This is a genomic window from Pseudomonas japonica (assembly GCF_013522925.1).
In the GTDB taxonomy this organism is placed as follows: Bacteria; Pseudomonadota; Gammaproteobacteria; order Pseudomonadales; family Pseudomonadaceae; genus Aquipseudomonas; species Aquipseudomonas japonica_A.
The window spans coordinates 115,310-134,061 of sequence record NZ_JAAMQU010000011.1 but is presented as its reverse complement, the minus strand read 5'-3'; the positions used below and the strand labels follow the sequence as shown (position 1 = coordinate 134,061).

General features: G+C 61.4%; 16 protein-coding genes. 2 read left to right on the top strand and 14 right to left on the bottom strand.

Annotated elements, in window-relative coordinates; translation table 11 throughout:
- Together G7016_RS18040 and G7016_RS18035 are read right to left on the bottom strand one after the other, a co-directional pair.
- Entirely contained in the window at positions 1-1,191 is a 1,191-nt protein-coding gene (locus tag G7016_RS18040; protein WP_181117095.1) for an amino acid ABC transporter permease, read from the bottom strand.
- A 159-nt stretch (positions 1,192-1,350) separates the two neighbouring features.
- Positions 1,351-2,376: an amino acid ABC transporter substrate-binding protein gene (locus G7016_RS18035; RefSeq protein ID WP_181117094.1), complete on the bottom strand. Its 1,026-nt coding sequence runs from the start codon at positions 2,374-2,376 to the stop codon at positions 1,351-1,353.
- 390 nt (positions 2,377-2,766) lie between these two features.
- Here G7016_RS18035 and G7016_RS18030 point away from each other — a divergent pair, with 390 nt between their 5' ends.
- Both G7016_RS18030 and rhlB read left to right on the top strand, forming a co-directional pair.
- Complete coding sequence (locus G7016_RS18030) at positions 2,767-3,423, top strand: alpha/beta hydrolase (protein WP_181117093.1); 657 nt, start codon at positions 2,767-2,769, stop codon at positions 3,421-3,423.
- A gap of 81 nt (positions 3,424-3,504) precedes the next feature.
- A complete protein-coding gene (rhlB, locus tag G7016_RS18025) occupies positions 3,505-4,959 on the top strand; it encodes an ATP-dependent RNA helicase RhlB (RefSeq protein ID WP_181117092.1) in 1,455 nt (484 codons plus the stop codon).
- Positions 4,960-5,104: 145 nt separating this feature from the next.
- Here the strand turns inward: rhlB and moaE are convergent, their stop codons facing one another.
- From moaE to G7016_RS17965, 12 genes are all read right to left on the bottom strand, one after another.
- Positions 5,105-5,551 (bottom strand): molybdopterin synthase catalytic subunit MoaE, encoded by a 447-nt coding sequence (gene moaE, locus G7016_RS18020; protein WP_181117091.1) that lies wholly within the window; start codon positions 5,549-5,551, stop codon positions 5,105-5,107.
- 1 nt (position 5,552) lies between these two features.
- A complete protein-coding gene (locus G7016_RS18015) occupies positions 5,553-5,795 on the bottom strand; it encodes a MoaD/ThiS family protein (RefSeq protein WP_181117090.1) in 243 nt (80 codons plus the stop codon).
- Positions 5,792-6,265, bottom strand: a complete 474-nt coding sequence (moaC, locus tag G7016_RS18010) for a cyclic pyranopterin monophosphate synthase MoaC (protein ID WP_181117089.1) — start codon at positions 6,263-6,265, stop codon at positions 5,792-5,794. Before moaC ends, G7016_RS18015 begins: the two co-directional genes overlap by 4 nt.
- A 132-nt stretch (positions 6,266-6,397) precedes the next feature.
- On the bottom strand, positions 6,398-7,849 hold the full coding sequence (locus G7016_RS18005; RefSeq protein WP_181117088.1) for a mannose-1-phosphate guanylyltransferase/mannose-6-phosphate isomerase: 1,452 nt from the start codon (positions 7,847-7,849) through the stop codon (positions 6,398-6,400).
- Positions 7,850-7,956: 107 nt separating this feature from the next.
- Entirely contained in the window at positions 7,957-8,625 is a 669-nt protein-coding gene (locus G7016_RS18000; protein ID WP_181117087.1) for an alginate O-acetyltransferase AlgF, read from the bottom strand.
- Positions 8,626-8,674: 49 nt separating this feature from the next.
- Complete coding sequence (locus G7016_RS17995; RefSeq protein ID WP_181117086.1) at positions 8,675-9,823, bottom strand: alginate O-acetyltransferase; 1,149 nt, start codon at positions 9,821-9,823, stop codon at positions 8,675-8,677.
- Between the two features lie 11 nt (positions 9,824-9,834).
- Positions 9,835-11,400 (bottom strand): MBOAT family O-acyltransferase, encoded by a 1,566-nt coding sequence (locus G7016_RS17990; RefSeq protein WP_181117085.1) that lies wholly within the window; start codon positions 11,398-11,400, stop codon positions 9,835-9,837.
- 139 nt (positions 11,401-11,539) lie between these two features.
- Positions 11,540-12,700, bottom strand: a complete 1,161-nt coding sequence (locus G7016_RS17985) for a mannuronate-specific alginate lyase (protein ID WP_308812188.1) — start codon at positions 12,698-12,700, stop codon at positions 11,540-11,542.
- A 13-nt stretch (positions 12,701-12,713) separates the two neighbouring features.
- Positions 12,714-14,156: an alginate O-acetyltransferase gene (locus tag G7016_RS17980; protein ID WP_181117084.1), complete on the bottom strand. Its 1,443-nt coding sequence runs from the start codon at positions 14,154-14,156 to the stop codon at positions 12,714-12,716.
- A gap of 11 nt (positions 14,157-14,167) precedes the next feature.
- Entirely contained in the window at positions 14,168-15,784 is a 1,617-nt protein-coding gene (algG, locus tag G7016_RS17975) for a mannuronan 5-epimerase AlgG (protein ID WP_181117083.1), read from the bottom strand.
- A 27-nt stretch (positions 15,785-15,811) separates the two neighbouring features.
- Positions 15,812-17,305 carry an alginate export family protein gene (locus G7016_RS17970; RefSeq protein ID WP_181117082.1) on the bottom strand — a complete coding sequence of 498 codons (1,494 nt, stop codon included), beginning with the start codon at positions 17,303-17,305 and terminating at the stop codon, positions 15,812-15,814.
- Entirely contained in the window at positions 17,302-18,747 is a 1,446-nt protein-coding gene (locus tag G7016_RS17965; RefSeq protein WP_181117081.1) for an SEL1-like repeat protein, read from the bottom strand. Before G7016_RS17965 ends, G7016_RS17970 begins: the two co-directional genes overlap by 4 nt.
- Positions 18,748-18,752: the final 5 nt, after the last annotated feature.

Below are 18,752 nucleotides of genomic sequence, written 5' to 3'. Positions count from 1 at the left end.
CTATCGCTCGATCAGCGCGATGCGCTTGTTGTACCAGTTCATCAGCAGCGAAATGCTGATGCTGATAGCCAGGTACACGCTCATGGTGATGGCGATGACTTCGATGGCCTGGCCGGTCTGGTTCAGCACGGTGCCGGCAAACAGCGAGACCATTTCCGGGTAGCCGATACCGGCAGCCAGCGAGGAGTTCTTGGCCAGGTTCAGGAACTGGCTGGTCAATGGAGGAATGATCACCCGCAAGGCTTGAGGAATGATCACCTTGCGCAGCGTGGGGCCATTGCGCAGGCCCAGCGAGCGGGCGGCTTCGGTCTGGCCATGGCTGACCGACTTGATGCCCGAACGCACGATTTCGGCAATGAACGCGGCGGTGTACACCGTGAGCGCCAGGGTAAGCGCCAGCAGCTCCGGGATCATCACCCAGCCGCCCACGAAGTTGAACCCACGCAGGGTGGGGACCTCCCAATGGAACGGCGCACCGAACACCAGCATGGCGAGGCTGGGGACTACCACGATGATGGCAAGGCCGGTCCAGAACTTGTGGAACGGTTGGCCGGTGGCTTCGAAACGGCGGTTCGCCCAGCGGACCATGGCGAAAATCGCCACCAGTGCGACCACAACGGCAACGGCGAATGCCCAGAAGCCTTCGCCCATCATGGCGCCCGGCATGTTCAGGCCGCGGTTGCTGATATAGAAGCTGTCCGCGATGTTGATACCACCGCGAGGGCCCGGCAGCGTAAGAAAGACCGCGAAGTACCAGAAGAGGATCTGCAGCAGCGGCGGGATATTACGGAAAACCTCGATATACACCGTGGCCAGCTTGCTGATCATCCAGTTGTTGGACAACCGAGCCACACCCACCACGAAGCCCAGCAGCGTTGCGAGCACGATGCCTATGAACGTCACCAGCAAGGTGTTGAGCAGGCCAATGAGGAACACGCGCGCATAGGTGTCCGATTCCACATAAGGAATCAGGTGCTGCGCGATACCGAAGCCGGCGCTGCGTTCCAGGAAGCCGAAGCCCGAGGTAATACCGCGGTGCTGCAAGTTGGTCTGGGTGTTGTCGAACAGGTACCAGCCGAGCGAAACCACGGCCAATACAGTGATGATCTGGAATACCCACGCACGCACGCGTGGGTCGGTCAGGGAAAACCGCCCGGTTTTAGCGCTGGGTGCGCCGATGTGTTTTTGCATGAAATGCCCCGGAGTGAAACGGTCGATACAGCGGTCTGGTGCCGAAGGCCGGCTGGAAATGCCAAGGCAGGCGCTGCCGCGAATTCATCGCGTCCTGCGCCTGCCCTGATTTGCATCCTGCCTTCGCTACGCCGGCCATCGAGCGCCGGCGTACGGCGATCAACGTACTGGAGGTGCGTACATGATCCCGCCGTTGTTCCACAGTGCGTTCATGCCACGGTCGATCTCCAGCGAACCCTTGCCCAGGTTCTTCTCGAAGATCTCGCCGTAGTTGCCCACTTGTTTGACGATCTGCACAACCCAGTCCTTCGGCAAGCCGAGGTCCTTGCCGTATTCGCCGTCAGCGCCGAGCAAACGGGCAACGTCCGGGTTTTTGGTCGACTTGGCCTGCTCTTCCACGTTCTTGGAGGTAACGCCGGCTTCCTCGGCGTTGAGCATCGCGAAGAGGCTCCACTTGACCACGTTCAGCCATTCGTCGTCGCCCTTGCGGACAACCGGGCCCAGGGGCTCCTTGGAAATGGTTTCCGGCAGCACGATGAAGTCAGCCTTGGTGGCCAGCTTGGAGCGCTGTGCGTACAGCTGTGACTTGTCGGAGGTAAGTACGTCGCAGCGGCCGCTTTCCAGCGACTTGGCCGATTCGTCGGAGGTGTCGAAGGTGATCGGGGTGTACTTCAGGCCGTTGGAGCGGAAGTAGTCCGAAACGTTGAGCTCGGTGGTGGTACCGGCCTGGATGCAGATGGTCGCGCCGTCCAGCTCTTTGGCGCTTTTCACGCCCAGCTTGTTGTTCACCAGGAAGCCAACGCCGTCGTAGTAGGTCACACCGGCGAAGATCATGCCCATGCCCGCATCGCGGGAGCTGGTCCAGGTGGTGTTGCGCGACAGTACGTCGATTTCGCCGGACTGCAGCGCGGTGAAGCGCTCCTTGGCGTTCAGCTGGCTGAACTTGACCTTGCTGGCATCGCCAAACACGGCGGCAGCAACGGCGCGGCACACATCGGCGTCGATACCCTTGATCACGCCAGTGGAGTCAGGCACCGAAAAGCCCGGCAAGCCGTCGCTCACGCCGCACTGGACGAAGCCTTTTTTCTTTACGCCGTCCAGGGTGGCCCCTGCCTGAGCAAACCCGCTGGCACCGAACAGGGCCGCGGTGGTCAGTACTGCCAGGGTGGATTTCAACATCTTCATTCAAACCTCCAATGGGCTCTTGTTGTGTCCGAGCTAGTGTTACCCGCACCTTTGTGAGGCGACCTCAACCCGTGCTGGCTTCGTTTTGGGTCGAGCGGGGTAACCTGCAAGTGCGTGGAAAAGCGCTCGTGCCTGCGACGGAGCCGGAATGCCGGATACTTTGCCCGGCACGCCAGCCCCTTCCCCCAACCGCAGGTGTTACCGGTAGCGGGCGCGTCTTCGTTCGCACCATAGGTTTAGCAAAGCGCGTACCATACCGCCACGCATAAGCGATTCAGTTAGCGTCAAGCAGGAAAGTTTCACCCACGCGACGTTTTGTTAGCAAAATGCCACAACCCGCCCCGAAAGCACGCACTCTTTCGAATCAACCCGCACCAAAAAGGAGCGCCGATGAGCGAAACCCTGATCCTTGAGCCCACCCAACCCGCCGACGCCTGTGTAATCTGGTTGCACGGATTGGGGGCAGACCGCTTCGATTTTCAGCCCGTGGCACAGTTACTACAGCAGGTACTGCCCACTACACGCTTTGTGCTGCCACAAGCGCCCGTGCAGGCGGTGACGATCAATGGCGGCTATATGATGCCCAGTTGGTATGACATCTTGGCCATGAGCCCGGCACGGGCCATCAATCGCGACCAACTGGACGCCTCCGCCGCGACCGTTCTTGCCCTGATGGACGATGAGAACGCCAAAGGCATCGCCGATGAGCGCATCGTGCTGGCCGGCTTCTCCCAAGGCGGCGCGGTGGTGTTGCACACGGCGTTCGTTGAGCAGTCCCGCCCCTTGGCTGGCGTGATGGCGTTGTCCACCTATGCGCCAAGCTTTGGCGACGTACTCCCGCTGACGACCGTTCAGCAGGCCATTCCTGTGCTCAACCTGCATGGCACCCAGGACGGCGTGGTCATCCGGGAAATGGGCCGCGCAGCCCATGACCGGCTACAGGATGCAGGCGTGACGGCGACCTGGAAGGAATACGCTATGGAACATGCGGTGATCGAAGCCGAAATCCGCGACATCGCGGCCTGGCTGAAGGCCCGACTGGGTTAAGCCCGCCCGAGCGCGGCACTACGCCGCGCCCGATTCTTGCATTACACTGCCAGCGAACCATTCCTTACAATCAATGACGAGATGACCGTGCTCAAAGCACTCAAGAAAATGTTCGGCAAAAGCGAGGCTGAGCCACTCGCCGCCGCGCCCGCTTCGCCCGCTGAGATTCATACGCCTCGCCCTTCCGCAGCCTCCGCCCCTGTGCCCAAGCCGGCAAGGGCACCCCGCGCCACCGAGGCGCCGGCGCGTGAAGCTGCCGCCGCCACTGCCGAACGCCCGCGCCGCGAACGCAAACCTGCGCCCAAGCCCAAGCCGGTAGTGCAATGGAAACCCGAGGATTTTCAGGTCGAGCCTCAAGAAGGCAAAACCCGCTTCCATGACTTCCCCCTGCGTGCAGAACTGATGCACGCCATCCACGACCTGGGCTTCCCCTACTGCACGCCGATCCAGGCTCAAGTACTCGGGTATACGCTCAAGGGCCGCGACGCCATCGGCCGAGCGCAAACCGGTACGGGTAAAACCGCGGCCTTTCTGATTTCCACCATCAGCCAGCTGCTGCAAACGCCGCCGCCAGCCGAGCGCTACATGGGCGAACCGCGGGCGCTGATCATCGCCCCTACCCGTGAGCTGGTGGTGCAGATCGCCAAGGATGCCGCCGAGCTCACCCGCTATACCGGGCTGAACGTGATGACCTTCGTAGGCGGGATGGATTTCGACAAGCAGCTCAAGCAGCTCGAGTCCCGCTATTGCGACATTCTGGTGGCAACTCCCGGCCGCCTGCTGGATTTCAACCAGCGTGGCGAAGTGCACCTGGATATGGTCGAAGTGATGGTGCTGGACGAAGCCGACCGCATGCTCGACATGGGCTTTATCCCTCAGGTTCGCCAGATCATCCGGCAGACCCCACCCAAAAGCGAACGCCAGACGCTGCTGTTCTCCGCCACATTCACCGAAGACGTGATGAACCTGGCGCGCCAGTGGACAGTAGAGCCGGCCATCGTCGAGATCGAGCCTGAACAGGTCGCCAGCGACACCGTGGAACAGCACGTGTACGCCGTGGCTGGCAGCGACAAGTACAAGCTGCTGTACAACCTGATCAACAGCGAGGGCTGGGATCGGGTGATGGTGTTCGCCAACCGCAAGGACGAAGTACGCCGCATCGAGGAGCGCCTGGTACGCGACGGCGTCAACGCTGCGCAGCTGTCCGGGGACGTGCCACAGCACAAGCGCATCAAAACCCTTGAAGCCTTCCGCGCGGGCCAGGTGAAAGTACTGGTTGCGACCGACGTCGCAGGCCGTGGCATTCACATCGAAGGCATCAGCCACGTGATCAACTTCACCTTGCCCGAAGACCCGGACGACTACGTGCACCGCATCGGCCGAACCGGCCGCGCAGGCACCAGCGGCATCTCCGTGAGCTTTGCCGGTGAAGACGACAGCTATCAGCTGCCAGGGATCGAGGCGCTGCTCGGCAGGAAGATCAGCTGCGAAATGCCGCCGGAGACCTTGCTAAAGCCGGTACCGCGCCGCGGCTGAACGGTGTTCAGGGCAAAAGCCGAAACCTGTAGGAAGCGGGCGAAGCTCGCGAATAGCATTTTCGCGAGCTTCGCCCGCTTCCTACAGGTGCCTGGTGCCAACAGTCATCATCCAAGCCAGAAGCCCAGCCTGGGCCTCCTGAGGATCACCACCGCTCGGCGGCTTGCTGGTCGCTGTGGCGGCCTTCCACCCAGCGCGGGCCATCGGGGGTGGTTTCCCGTTTCCAGAACGGCGCCCGGGTTTTCAGGTAGTCCATGATGAATTCGCAGGCCTCGAACGCGGCTTGCCGATGGGCGCTGGCACAGGCCACGAACACAATCGGCTCTCCCGGAGGCAGGTCGCCCACCCGGTGAATCACCTCCACGTTCAACAGCGGCCAACGCTCCCGCGCCTCTTGCTCGATGCTACCCAGCGCTTTTTCGGTCATGCCCGGGTAGTGCTCGAGAAACAACCCGGCAACGTCCTTGCCGTCGTTGAAATCCCGTACATACCCGGTAAAGCTCACCACCGCCCCTATGCCCAACTGGCTTTGATGAACTGCGTTAAGTTCCATGCCCGGGTCAAAGGCCGTGGGTAGAACGCGAATCGCCATCTCAGCCCCCGGTCACGGTGGGGAAGAAGGCTACCTCGTCACCGTCCTGCAACGGCTCTGCAAGGCTGCACAGCTCCTCATTACGTGCGCACATGAGGTTGGCCTCGGCCAGCACGTCATGCTCGCCCTGGTTGACCAGAAAGGCCCTGAGCGCTTCGAGAGTAGGAAACTCCCCCTCGACCTGTTCGGCGTCGCGCCCCATGGCTTCGCGGAACCTCGCGAAATACAGCACGTTCAGTTTCATAGCGGTGCCGCCTGGAAATCTCCACTTTTGCCACCGCGCTTTTCAAGCAGCCGCACCGCTTCGATTACCATGCCCTTGTCCACGGCCTTGCACATGTCGTAGATGGTCAGCGCGGCGACACTGGCAGCCGTCAGCGCTTCCATTTCCACGCCGGTCTGGCCTGCCAGCTTGCAGCGGGCCCGGATCAGCACGGTGTCGGCGCCCTCCCCGCTCAGCTCTACCTTCACGCTGCTGAGCATCAGGGGGTGGCAGAGGGGAATGAGGTCGCTGGTTTTCTTCGCCGCCTGTATGCCGGCAATGCGGGCTACGGCGAATACATCGCCTTTGGGGTGAGCGCCGTCGACGATCATCTGCAGGGTGCCCGGTTGCATGCGCACGCGGGCCTCGGCGGTGGCCTCGCGCTCGGTGACGGCCTTGGCGGTGACGTCCACCATATTGGCGCGGCCGTGGGAATCCAGGTGGGTGAGCATGGGCCCGCTCCTTCGAAAAACAGGCCGCCAGTGTAACGCAAAAGGCCCCGCGGCAAGCCACTGGGGCTTGGCGCGGGGCCTCTTGTTGACCTGGTTCCCGGGCCTGCCGGATGGCCGGCCCGGTTCCTGCAGTTACTGAGTGATGGACTTCACGGAAACGCCAACCGGGGTAGCGCTGGAGCGGCCGTAGATGTCTTCGAAGCGCTCGATGTCGTCTTCGCCCAGGTAGCTGCCCGATTGAACTTCGATCAGTTCGAGCGGGATCTTGCCCGGGTTGCGCAGGCGGTGAACCGAAGCGATCGGGATGTAGGTCGACTGGTTCTCGGTCAGCAGGAACACGTTCTCGTCGCAGGTCACTTCGGCGGTACCGGATACCACGATCCAGTGCTCGGCGCGGTGGTGGTGCATCTGCAGCGACAGGCACGCGCCCGGCTTGACGGTGATGTGCTTGACCTGGAAGCGGCCGCCCTGGTCCACCGAGTCGTACGAGCCCCATGGGCGGTACACTTCACAGTGGTTCTGGGTTTCGCTGCGGCCCATGTCGTTCAGGGTGGCAACCATGTTCTTCACGCCCTGGACCTTGTCCTTGTGGGCAATCATCATGGCGTCGCGGGTTTCTACCACCACGATGTTTTCCAGGCCGATCACCGACACCAGCTTGCCGTTGCCGTGGATCATGCAGTTGCGGCTGTCCTGGATGACTACGTCGCCCTTGGTGACGTTGCCGTTGGCGTCCTTGGCGTGAACTTCCCACAGGGAGTTCCAGCAGCCTACGTCGCTCCAGCCGGCAGTCAGCGGCACCACGCAGGCGCGCTGGGTTTTTTCCATCACGGCGTAGTCGATGGAGTTGTCCGGGCAGCAGGCGAAGCTGGCTTCTTCGATCTCGATGTTGTCGCCATCACGTTTGCTGCGCTCAAGGGTGAGCAGGCAATTGTCGTAGATGTCCGGATCGTGCTTTTTCAGCTCTTCCAGGAAGCGGCTGGCGCGGAACAGGAACATGCCGCTGTTCCAGAAGTAACCGCCTACGTCGACGAACTCCTGGGCGCGTTTTTCGTCCGGCTTCTCAACGAAGTGGGACACGCGGCTCACGCCTTCCGGCAGCAGGGCGTCGTTGGTGGATTTGATGTAGCCGTAGCCGGTTTCCGGGCGGGTTGCCGGCACACCAAACAGCACCATCTCGCCACGCTCGGCAGCCACGGTGGCCAGGGCCAGGGCGCGTTGCAGGGCTTTCTGGTCTTCGATCACGTGGTCGGCTGGCAGCACCAGCATCAAGTCGTCACGGCCTTCGTTGACCAGCTTCATCGCGGCCAGCGCTACGGCTGGGGCGGTGTTGCGGCCGAAGGGTTCGAGCAGGATGCCCTGGGTTTCCAGCTTGAGGGCCGACAGTTGTTCGTTGACGATGAACTTGTGGTCCTTGTTGCAGACCACCAATGGCTTATCCATGCCTTCGAACACCAGACGTTCCAGGGTTTGCTGGAAGAGCGTGTGCTCACCCGTCAGCGCCAGGAATTGCTTCGGGAACTGCTTGCGCGAAAGCGGCCAGAGACGGGAGCCGCTACCACCTGACAAGATCACCGGAATCATAGTGTTTCTCCAAGAATTACGTAATGAGATGACTGTGTTGTTCTACCGCTTCGTCTACTTGTTGTTCCATGCCGGCCGCCGTGCTGGCGGCCGCGCAACCCCCGCGATCAGCGGGTGGAAACTGGGCGCTTGACCCATACAGGGTTCAAGCTGGCGCCTTGGCCGGTTACATACAGGACGGTGGCGTCGCCGCGCTCCAGCGTGACCGCTGGAAGGTCCTTGACCTTGTTGGCACCGTCGAACAGCGCGAACGTAACTTTGACCGGGTTGATTTCACGGTCGCCGCTGGCGTTAGGAGCAACGGCTGGGATCACTTCCTTGCCATCGGCGGTTTTCAGCGCGAGCGGCTTGTCGCTCAGGTTTTGCACGCGCACCAGGGCTTTCTGCTTGTTGTTGAACGCTTTTTCTTCAACCAGTTTGGAAGTGCCGGAAGCGCTCTTCACGATGGTGTAGTAATGGTCACCGGCCAGGTTTACCGGCAGGCTTTCGCTGCCCAGCTTGGCGGTGTACTGGCCGCCAGGCATGAACTCGAAATCGTTGCTGCCCAGCGGCGCGATTTCCGAAGGCTTGCCGGTACCGATGGTGGAAGTCACTTCCTGGTTGCTGGCGTTATATACCCGTACAAATGCAGAGCCTTTGGGCGCGGTTGGACCGTACAGCGCGCCGTCACCGGCCGCGAAGGCCTGGGTGGACAACAGACCAAACCCTACGGCCAGTGCACAAGCCTTGGCGATACGGGAAGTACGAAGGGCAGTCTTCAAAGTCTTTGCGGTCATGTGCGTTCCTCTCGGCTGATATGAAACGTGCGCCGTTTATTTAAAATTTTCAGTTGTTCTGGCCTACAGCCAGATTCTGATTGCTGTCTTGAGTTTTCTTCAGTTCCGCGACCCACGCAGGGTCGAAGCCGCTGAGATCATTCTTCATCGGCAAGTAACGCTCAGGGAATTCCCAAACGAGAACTTGCGGTGGGTTATTCTTGAAGCCGTCGCTCTGCAAGTATTTGAGCATCGGCAAGATCGGACCATGGCCTTCCTCGGCATAGTTCACGACATCGCTGTGCAACGACTCGCGCAGTGCGCCCAGGAAGTTCCAGTGCGGGTTGGCGCTGTAGCTCGTACCTACCAGGCCCACCGGAACTTCGGCATCACTGAAGAGGGCATCCTCGCTCTCCACAGCGCCTTCGACAGCGCGAGTTGTCTTTTGTTGCAAACTATCTGGCTGCGGAAGCAAATTTGTGAACAGCGGGTCGAGCGGCAGGAAAGATGTGAGGTCACCTTTGTACGGCTTGGGCTGCTCTGCCTCGGTTACATATTGAACCGGGGTAGTATTAATTGGCGAATGTGCCGAAATAGCGGCGCCAATATTACGTGCCACAACTTCCGCGCCCAGTGGTGTCCAGTGCGTATCAGTGCGCAGGAATACTTGACCGGTTTGCTTGGCCTGCTGTAGCGGGGTCATCAGATCCGGAGCAAAGATGCCCGCCTGCTGCGCTTGCGCATGGAACTGTTCATACAAGTCCTTGTGCATGCTGGCAGGCTGAGTGTCCGCAAAATGCTCTGGATACAAGCGGGCTTTGGCAGGAATGATCGCCATCACCAGCTTGATGCCTTGTTGTTGCAAACGGTCGCGCACACCACGGATCAGCGCGAAGTTTTCCTTCTCGATCTGATCCCCGTTGGCGACCGGCTTGAACTCCTCGTCGGTGAACAGCCACTGGTCCTTGCCCAGCACTACCCCCGGGCGGCCCTCATGGAACAGTTTGTAGTCCACTGCCGCCCACAGGTTGGTGCCCAGGCGCTTGATCGGAAACTCTTCGTCGTAGTGGGTTTCCACGGCCTTGGTCAGCTTGCCGTTGAGGAAGGTCATCTGGGCCGTTCGCTCGAAGCTGCCGAACGACACCAGAGACCAGAGCCCCATCAGCACCAGAATGCCGAAGAAGATCGCGATGTAGAGAATACGTAATGAACGTGTCATGGGCGGCTCGCTCAGAACTGGAAGTAAAGGAAAGGCGAGAAGCTCTGCGCCGACAGCTTCAGGATCGAAGCCACGAACAACAGCAGAACCAGCGTACGCATGAGGTAGCGCGGCCAGTCAGCGACCCAGTACGCCGCCTGCACCTGGTGCCCCGCCGAATGCGCCTGCACGATGGCGGGCTGGTCGCCCGGTACGGCCTTGATCTGGCCAGGTTGCGCGGTGGCGGGGCCATTGGCCTCGACGCTGGCTTGCTGGGCAGCGGCTTTCTGGGCGCGGGCGTTGATCGGCGCGTAATAGAAGTCACGCAGGCCAAAGAAGGCCATGGTGATGTAAGCGACGATCAAGGTAGCGACTTGCAGGCCGGTGAGGCTGGCGCTGTTGAGCTCGGACAGTTGCCATTCGCCGAAGCTGAACATGGCGTGATACATGCGAATGGCCACGTGCATGTTTTCGGAGCGGAAGATCACCCAGCCCAGTACCACCAGCAGGAAGGTGAAGATCCACTTGATCGGGTTGAAGCGGCGAGGCGCGGCATCGATGCCCAGTGCGCGTTCGATGGCCAGCCACAGGCCATGCCACATGCCCCAGATGATGTAGGTGAAGTTCGCCCCGTGCCACAGGCCACCGAGCAGCATGGTGAGGAACAGGTTGCGATAGGTGGCAAAGGTGCCGCCACGGTTACCGCCCAGGGTGATGTAGAGGTAATCACGCAGCCAGGTGGACAGGCTGATGTGCCAGCGCCGCCAGAACTCGGTGATCGACTGGCTGATATACGGCTGCTTGAAGTTCTCCATGAAGCGGAAGCCCATCATCAGGCCCAGGCCGATGGCCATGTCGCTATAACCGGAGAAGTCGAAGTACAGCTGCGCGGTGTACGCCAGCGCACCCAGCCAGGCATCGCCCGTGGTGGGGTCTGACAGCGCGAAGGAATGGTCTGCCACCACCGCAATGGTGTCGGCGATGAACACCTTCTTGATAAAGCCCTGCATGAAACGTGTCGCACCCTCGGAGAATTTATCCAGGGTGTGCGTGCGGTGGTTGAACTGGTCCACCAGGTCCTTGAAACGCAGCACGGGGCCGGCGATCAAGTGCGGGAAAATAGCCACGAACGCCGCGAAGTCGATCAGGTTGCGGGTGGCCGGGGTATCGCCGCGGTACACGTCGATGATGTAGCTGATGGACTCGAACGTATAGAACGAGATACCGATCGGCAAAATGATGTGCGTGAGGATGAACGGCTCAAGGCCGAACGAGGTGATGATTTCGTTCAGGCTGTCCACGCCGAAGTTGGCGTACTTGAAATAGCCCAGCACGATCAGGTCTACCCCGACGCCCAGCAGCAGCCAGCGCTGGGAGGTTTTCGTTCGCACGCCGTTGGCGCCGATGCGAAGGCCAATGAAGTAGTTCCACAGGGTCACGGCGGCGAACAGCGCGAGGAAGTCGACGCGCCACCAGGCGTAGAACACATAGCTCGCCACCAGCAGCAGCAAGTTGCGATAGCGCGTTCCGCTCAGATAGTACAAGCCGAAGAAGATCGGCATGAACAGGAACAGGAACACGTTGGATGAGAAAACCATCCCGATCTCTCCTTGTTTTTCCTACACTGGGAGCCGCTATAGCCCCCCCATACCCCCCCGGCCGAAGCCAAGGGGAAAGTGCGAAGGGGGCAGACGCCTTAACTGCCCCCTCCCGCATTCACGCGACTAACCGGGCCTGTCAGAGCCCGTCGTCGTCGTTGTCACCCTTGCCGCCCTTCTCCCCTTTTTCATGTTGAGGGTCGAACGTGCGGGTCAGGTCGCCGCCGAGGCGGAAGGTCTTGAACGGTTCCATCTGCCGCTTGCGCGCGATGGTGTCCGGGGTGCAGTCATAGAGCGTGCAGTAGGGTTCGAGCCAGGCATACTTGCTGTCGATCTTCAGATCGGTCATGTCCTGGGTTTCGCCGTTTTTCTGCGCGAACTCTTCCGGCGCCTTCGAGCCTTCCAATACCCGGTCACCCAAGCGCTTGAGCGCGCCGTTGTTTTCAGGGCGCAGGTCCACACCGTTGGCCTGGGCGAAACTGGCGATCATGGCCAGCGGCGGCAAGGCGTAGTTGTGATAGGCCAGCGCACGCTGCTTGCGCTTGAGTTCGTTTGGCAGGAAGCCCTGGTTGTCCACCTGGCTGGCGGCCACCTTGAACTCCTTCACCGACCAATCGAACAGGTCGCGCCGGTTGGTGACGATGGACGTCGCCATCACCGACCAGGCTGCCCAGTAGGAGTGGTTGTTGATCTGCTCCAGCGGCAGGTTGCTCCAGTCGCTCACCACCTGATCGGCCATGCGGCTGAACCAGGCTTCGATCTTCTGGGTTTGCGCCTCGTGGCCCTGCAACGGGTGAGACTCGGAGAACTTGAGCCGCAGGTACGAGGACGACATGCTGCCCAGTGCCCACTTGCGCATGGATTTGCCGGTGTGGTTGAAGTCTTTCGACATCAGCGCATTGGCGTCCGCCCAGGTGCCCAGCCACTGCAGCGTGCAGTCCAGCTCGGCCGGCTTGCCGTCGCGCATGAACTGCATCACTTGTTTGCTGATACCACGCTCCAGCGTGGTGATCGGCTTGGTGGCATCACGGAAGGCTTCTTCCGAATCCTTGTTCAGGGTGGCCCGGGCCTTGTCCGAACCTTCGTATTTGCTGCGGAACTGCAGCGAGCCGGTGAACGGGGCCGGTACCGCCGGGCATTGAAAATCTCCGCCTTTCCCTGGCTTCTCGATGGCCTCGTAGTATCCCTGAGGTGGCACCAGGCCCGCGGCGTGCGCCGCGGAGCCGAACATGGCAAGGCCCAGCAAGGCCGGCGCCAGCATGCGGCGAGCGGCCCGGGGGGTAAGACGAGAAGTCAACATATGCATTCAGCCCTCAGAGCCCGGCTTGTGCGTTGCGCGTGGCAACACCGGGGAACACGTTGCGTTTGCAGATCTTCGCTTCAACTTTCTGCGGCCCGGCCTTGGCGTCTTCCGGCCCGTGAATTTCCACGGCCAGCAGGTTCATCTTCGGCCAGTCGGTGTCATCGCGCAGTTCGAAGGCGAAGCGCCCATCCGTATCGGAAGTGGTCGGTTTCTCGATCTTGATGTCCTCGTGGCGGCCGTTCATGTACCAGAGCGTTGCCTTGAGGTCTTTCACCGAAGGGTCGGCGAACTTGATGTCAACCTGATGATTCCAGTTTTCCAGGTCCTTGATACCGTTCTGGCCATTGACCAGCAGTTCGGTGGTCTGGTTAGGCTTGACCACGCCACTGGCGGCCAGCTCCGCCGGCTTGCCTTCGCAGCCATTGCCCATCAGCGCCATCATCTGGCGGTAGATGGTTTCCTGGTCCAGCGGGTACAGCGGGGAGAACTCCCACACCAGGATCTTCGGCGGCTTCTTCTGGAACTCTTCACTGCCCAGGTATTCGAGCATCGAGCCTTCAAAACCACCGCCCGGGAAGGCCACGTTCAGCACGTCGGCACCGCTGTATTGCTGCAGGAAGCCCGCGAAGTTGTAGTTCTTGCCGCTGTGGCTGGTACCCACCAGGGTCACGTCCGGGCTGGCGGTGTCGCCGAACAGGTCGCCGTCGCCGGCCTCGCCCTTGGGCTCGGTGGTGAAGGTGTCCATGTACTGGATCGCATAGCTGCTGTTGCACAGCTGGCCGGCCATGTTCTGCAGGGTGCCGGTCTTGCCCATGCGCCCGGAGACCTTGGTCTCGTACTCTTTCTTCGGAATGCTGGCGTAGCCCGGCACCTTCTTCATGGTCTCGGCCACGATCTTCGCGGTGCGCTCGGCGCCATACGGCGTCCAGTGCTGGTCGCCACGGAAGTAGAAGTCATGGGCCTGCTGCTCGTTGGTAAGCGGCGACAGGTCCGGCACGTGGTAGCCCATGGCCTGGAAGCGGCCCAGCATGTCCTTGTAGTTCTTCAGCGCCGTGTTGTAGTCGAAGCGCTCGCGGTCGGCCGGCAGCATGTGCGCGCGGTCTACCAGGCCACGGGTGGGCTGGTACACGATCACCACTTCCACGCCGCGGGCCTTGAAGGCGTCGTGCAGTTCTTTCATGCGACGGTAGCCTTCGGGCGACGTCTTGAACTCGGTGCGCAGGTCTTCCACGGTACGGAACAGCCAGTCACCCTCGCCCTTGATCAGGGTGGTGAAGTTCTTCTGGTACCGGGTTACGTAGTTCTTCGCATCCGCCGCAGCAGGGCACAGCTGGCAGCACGGCTGGGCGGTGAACGTAGGCGGCTGCACCTCGGCGGCCTGCGCGCTCCCTGCGGCATACAGGGCGGCGGCCAGGCCTGACAGGCTGAGCAGCTTGATCAAATGTGAATGCATGGAAATGGTCCTTAATCCTGCGCCATGTCTGTCTGTTTCTCGACCGGGTCGATCAACACTGCTTTTTTCTGGCGAATCAGCAGGTCCAGAATTTCGGTTTGATGATCACCCAGGATCCCGGTCAGGCTGATGCCACCCTGCTTGGTAGGGGCCAGCATCGCTACGCGATACAGCTCGATACTCAGCGGGGAGTCGATCGCCAGCGGGTTGGTGCCGTTACCGGACAGCTCGCCGCCAACCACGATCATCGACACTTCGGCGTCGAACGGGTCCAGGGCGATGTCGCGGTCGGTATCGCTGAGGTCCTTGATGTGGCCGTATACGCCAGTCAGCCCGTTGCCCATCGCCATGTTTTCGTACAGGCGGATGTTGGTGCTGTTGCGCACGCGGATGCCGTGGCGCTTGTTGGCCACCAGCTTGTTGCCCCACAGCAGGTTGTCACCGCTCTCGTACAAGGTGATGCCGTCGGTGTGGTTCTGGTAGATCTCGTTGTAAGCCACCAGGTTGCCCACGCTGTTACGGTCAAGCACCACACCCGAAAGGTGGTTGTCGTAGCTGCGGTTGTTGATGATGAAACTGTCGTTCACCTCGCGGGAAACGATGATCCCGTGCTTCTTCTTCGTCCCGTACACCGTGTTGTCGGCAATGATCAGCCCGTGCGAACGGTCGTGGGGGTCGATGCCGTAGATGATGTTGTCGTGGTAGGTGTTGCTCTTCACCACGAAGCCCTGGGTTTCGTAGCAGTAGTAGCCGTACCACATGTCCGAGAAGGTGGAGCCGATGATCCAGCCGGTAGGTTCGCTACGGCCCATCTGCGCCTTCATGCTCGGGGTGTACTGGGAAATACTCACACCGTAGGACTTACTCTCGTTGTAACCGAAGCTTTTCATTTCGGTATTGACGATGTAGGTCTCGGTGCCGCCCCAGCTCACCAGGAACGGACGGAACTCATCCTTTTCCTTGAACCAGGCCTGGTCGTTCTTCGCTTCGCTCCAGCCGGTCACCTTGGTATCGAAGGTGAACAGCTTGCCGTCGTTGACGATGAACGAACCGCCGTCCTGGGACAGGCGCAGCTCTTTCACGCGGCCGTCGATCTCAAGGGTGCCCTTGTGAGCGACCACGATCGGAACCCGTGCCAACCACACGCCTGGCGAGGTTTCGCGCAGGTATTGCTTGGGTACGGTTTTGCCCAGGTCAGCGAAGTTGACGTAGCCGTCATCGATGAAGATGGCCTGCGGAATACCGCGCTGCTTGCCAACCCACGCCATCATCTTGTTGTCACCGCCGATGAACGCCTTGAGCGGAAGCTCCTGCATCATACGGCGCATGTTCACCTTGCCCTTCTTGCTGCGGTCGACCTTGGCATGCGCGGCCTGGGCGGTATAACCGCTCAGGTCGGGCAGCTTGGGCGGCGCCAGGTCCAGGGGCTCGGTGGGCGCGCTGGCCACGCTGTAGTTCTGCGCGGCCTGCAGTTCCTTGGTGGTACCGGCTTTCACCACCGCCTGGGTCGCAGGCGCGGTGGCGGCCAGGGCGGAGCCACCGGCGATCAGCAGTGCTCCGGCCAGCACAGCGACTGGCCAGGCGTGCTTGCGCACCTGCGGCCGCACCTTGCTGTATGAATGCTTCATCTCATTGCACTCCCTTGGCGGTACCCATCAGAAACGCCAGATGACGTCGACGATGGCGCGATGCATGTAATTGTCCACGCCACCGGCATAGGCATCGCCGGGCTTGAACACACCGGCGCGCAGGCGCACCAGCGCGGACGGTTCGTCGAACGACTGGCTCAGGCTCGCGGGCAGCAGGCCTTGCTTGAAGTACTTGGTCACAACCAGGTCCATTTCTTGGCCCAGGTCTTTCTCGCCATCGTTGAGCGGCAAGGTGGACAGCGAAACATCACCGGTGGTGGCGTCCGTGGATTCATACGCCGCGTTGATGTTGCTGCCGCCGATCGGCGAGCTGCCATCCACACGCCAGAAGCGGTGGTAGATCAGGCTGGCGTCGTAGTCTTCCTGCATTTCCCAGGAGGCGAAGATCGAAGCGGTCTGCACGTTGGCCAGCTCAGCCTGGAAGGCTTCGCCGAAGCGGCTGATGCGCGAGCGGGTACCGGTCCAGCTGGACCGGTTGCTCTGCAGGCCGTTCTGCTCGTAATCCTTGCTGGCGCGGGCATAGGCAGCACCCACTTGCCACTGAGGGTCCAGACGCAGGCGCAGGCCCAGGTCGGTCGCCCAGCCATTGACGTGCTCGCCATAGGTGTCGCCCGCGGTAACGACACCATTGGTATCGGTGCGGTTGAACGTATCGCGATTGCCGGTGAGCCAGGTCAGGCTGCCCCAGTAGTTGATCTGGTTGGTATTGCGATGGTTGTAGGCATCGCTGGTCGCTTCCAGGCCCAGCCAGGTCAGCTCGCCGTTGCTGGTCTTGTCCAGGTCGTCGATCTCTTCCCCGGCGTTGGCCAGGTCGCCATCGTCATGTACATGGTGCGCGCGCAGGCCCACCCACTGGCTCGGCGCCCACTGGTAGGACACATCACCCCACACGTGGGTACGGTCCTTGTCATTGGGCGACAGGCGCGAGTAGTCGGTACGGTAGTCGCTGAAGCGCTGCCCTACCCCTACGTCTGCCTTGAGCAGGGTGGTGTCCAGGTTCCAGGTGAGCGACTCGATGTAGTTGTCGTGCCACTGGCCGTCGTCCTGGCGCAGGCGCTGGCGGCCGAACTTGGTCAGCTCGCCTGGATAGGGCGTGAGCAGGCGGCTGTAGCCCACCCAGAACTCGCGCAGGGCCAGGTAGCTGTCGTCCGCTTCACGGTCCTTGCTGTAGTAGCGGCTGCCACTGGAGCCATTGACGTTCTCGTCGGGCTGCAACAGCGGGTCGGTCTGGATGGTGTCCGAGGCCGCCACGGCCTGGCCCATGAAGTACGCGCTCCAGTTGCCCCACTCGCCGTAGGCCCAGGGGCGCAGGTCGATACCCACACCGGCCACGTCGCCGCCGGAGCGGGTGCCCAGGTCGCGGTCGTCTTCGGACTGGCCAGTGACTTTCACTTCCAGGCCGAAGTTATCGGTGGCGGTCAACGCCGCCAGGGTCGGGCAGGACCAAAGTGTCGCAAAGCCAAGGCCGATACCGGCCAGCATGAATTTGTTGAGCATCATAGGGATTGGTCCTCACCGACTGCTGTTTCTGGCAGGGCATGCAGCGCTACGGCGGCATTGTCCTGGCCGGAAACCGCGCCACGGGCGGCGGTTTCCTGCTGCAGCAGTTGCTGGGCTTGAGCCCGCATTTGCGGTGGTAGTTGTTCTTCGATTGTTTTGGCCAGGTCCAGTACTTCCTGGCGTGGCTGCGGCTGGAGCATCGCCTGGTTCTTGGCCAGCTGGCTGAACACGTAGGCGTTGACCGGGTTCGGCACGGTGCCCCGCCCGTTGAAATACAGCTGAGCCAGCGCGAAGTCGGCGCTGATCTGGCCACGGCGGGCAGCGACCAGGAGGTTATCCACGGCCTTCTGCGGATCGACCATGCCCAGGTAGCCACGGCGGTAGATCTGGCCCAGGTAGTAGTAGGCGCTGACCTGATCCGGAAGCGCCTTTTTCAGGTGCTCCTCGGATTTGGCGGCGTCCGGCAGTACTACCTTGCCTTCGTAGTAGATCTTGCCCAGCAGCAACTCGGCACGGCTAGGGTCAGCATCGTGGCCCTTGTCGATGTAGCCCATCAGCTGATCGACGTCGCCCAGGTCGGGGTAGTCGTATTGCAGCTGCGCCAGGCTGATGTAGGCGCCGGGGTAGGTACCCGTGGCGCTTTCAAGCAGGGCCTGGGCGGTTTTCGGATCAGGCGTGCCCAGGTCCGGGTTGGCCAGGATGCGGGCCACCGCGTCTACGCGGTTAGGCTGTACACGGCCAACGGCGAAGTTGTCCTGCAGGCGCTTGATCAACGCGGCCTGGTCGTCCGTGCGGTTCTGCTTCTGGTAAACCGTCGCCAGTTCCACGTAGCACAGGTCGGTGGTATCGAGTGCAGCCTTGCAGATGCGCTCTACTTCCGCCAGGTTCTGGTCGTAAGTGTTCTGTACGCGATACAGGATGATCTGGGCCAGGCCCGCTTCAGGATAGCCAGCGGCCTTCCATTCGTTGATTTTCTGTTGCGCGTTCACCTTCGGGAAGCTTTGTGGGTACTGGATGTACAGCAGCGCCAAGGACATCAAGGTGCCGCCCTCGCCACTGGCGAAGGAGTTCTTGAGCAGCCCTTCAGCCTCGTGGCGCTCGGCCTCGGTGCTGTTGGGCTTGGCAGCCAGAAGCTTGCCCAGGCGAGCGGCGGCGCGTGGCGAAGTAGGCGCGGCGGCGCGGTAGGTCGCCTCGGCCTTGGCCAGCTGCGCGGGGTCACCGCTTTCAACCCAGATGTCAGCCAGGCCAACCTGGGCATCGGCATAGCCCAGGTCTGCCAGCTGCTGGTAGTTCTGCTGCGCCAAAGCCACGTTGCCGTTTTTCATGGCTTCCTGGGCAAGGCGTTGGTCCGGCAGGCCGGCACAGCCAGCCAGCGCGAAGGCCACGGCCAGGCCCAGTACGGCAGGCCGATGCAGATGTCGTAGAGTGTCAGCCACGCTCATTCTCC

Excerpts from the sequence above, each read along its gene's own strand:
- G7016_RS18040 (WP_181117095.1), bottom strand. The coding sequence starts at position 1,191 with ATGCAAAAACACATCGGCGCACCCAGCGCTAAAACCGGGCGGTTTTCC.
- G7016_RS18035 (WP_181117094.1), bottom strand. The coding sequence starts at position 2,376 with ATGAAGATGTTGAAATCCACCCTGGCAGTACTGACCACCGCGGCCCTG.
- G7016_RS18030 (WP_181117093.1), top strand. The coding sequence starts at position 2,767 with ATGAGCGAAACCCTGATCCTTGAGCCCACCCAACCCGCCGACGCCTGT.
- rhlB (WP_181117092.1), top strand. The coding sequence starts at position 3,505 with ATGACCGTGCTCAAAGCACTCAAGAAAATGTTCGGCAAAAGCGAGGCT.
- moaE (WP_181117091.1), bottom strand. The coding sequence starts at position 5,551 with ATGGCGATTCGCGTTCTACCCACGGCCTTTGACCCGGGCATGGAACTT.
- G7016_RS18015 (WP_181117090.1), bottom strand. The coding sequence starts at position 5,795 with ATGAAACTGAACGTGCTGTATTTCGCGAGGTTCCGCGAAGCCATGGGG.
- moaC (WP_181117089.1), bottom strand. The coding sequence starts at position 6,265 with ATGCTCACCCACCTGGATTCCCACGGCCGCGCCAATATGGTGGACGTC.
- G7016_RS18005 (WP_181117088.1), bottom strand. The coding sequence starts at position 7,849 with ATGATTCCGGTGATCTTGTCAGGTGGTAGCGGCTCCCGTCTCTGGCCG.
- G7016_RS18000 (WP_181117087.1), bottom strand. The coding sequence starts at position 8,625 with ATGACCGCAAAGACTTTGAAGACTGCCCTTCGTACTTCCCGTATCGCC.
- G7016_RS17995 (WP_181117086.1), bottom strand. The coding sequence starts at position 9,823 with ATGACACGTTCATTACGTATTCTCTACATCGCGATCTTCTTCGGCATT.
- G7016_RS17990 (WP_181117085.1), bottom strand. The coding sequence starts at position 11,400 with ATGGTTTTCTCATCCAACGTGTTCCTGTTCCTGTTCATGCCGATCTTC.
- G7016_RS17985 (WP_308812188.1), bottom strand. The coding sequence starts at position 12,700 with ATGTTGACTTCTCGTCTTACCCCCCGGGCCGCTCGCCGCATGCTGGCG.
- G7016_RS17980 (WP_181117084.1), bottom strand. The coding sequence starts at position 14,156 with ATGCATTCACATTTGATCAAGCTGCTCAGCCTGTCAGGCCTGGCCGCC.
- algG (WP_181117083.1), bottom strand. The coding sequence starts at position 15,784 with ATGAAGCATTCATACAGCAAGGTGCGGCCGCAGGTGCGCAAGCACGCC.
- G7016_RS17970 (WP_181117082.1), bottom strand. The coding sequence starts at position 17,305 with ATGATGCTCAACAAATTCATGCTGGCCGGTATCGGCCTTGGCTTTGCG.
- G7016_RS17965 (WP_181117081.1), bottom strand. The coding sequence starts at position 18,747 with ATGAGCGTGGCTGACACTCTACGACATCTGCATCGGCCTGCCGTACTG.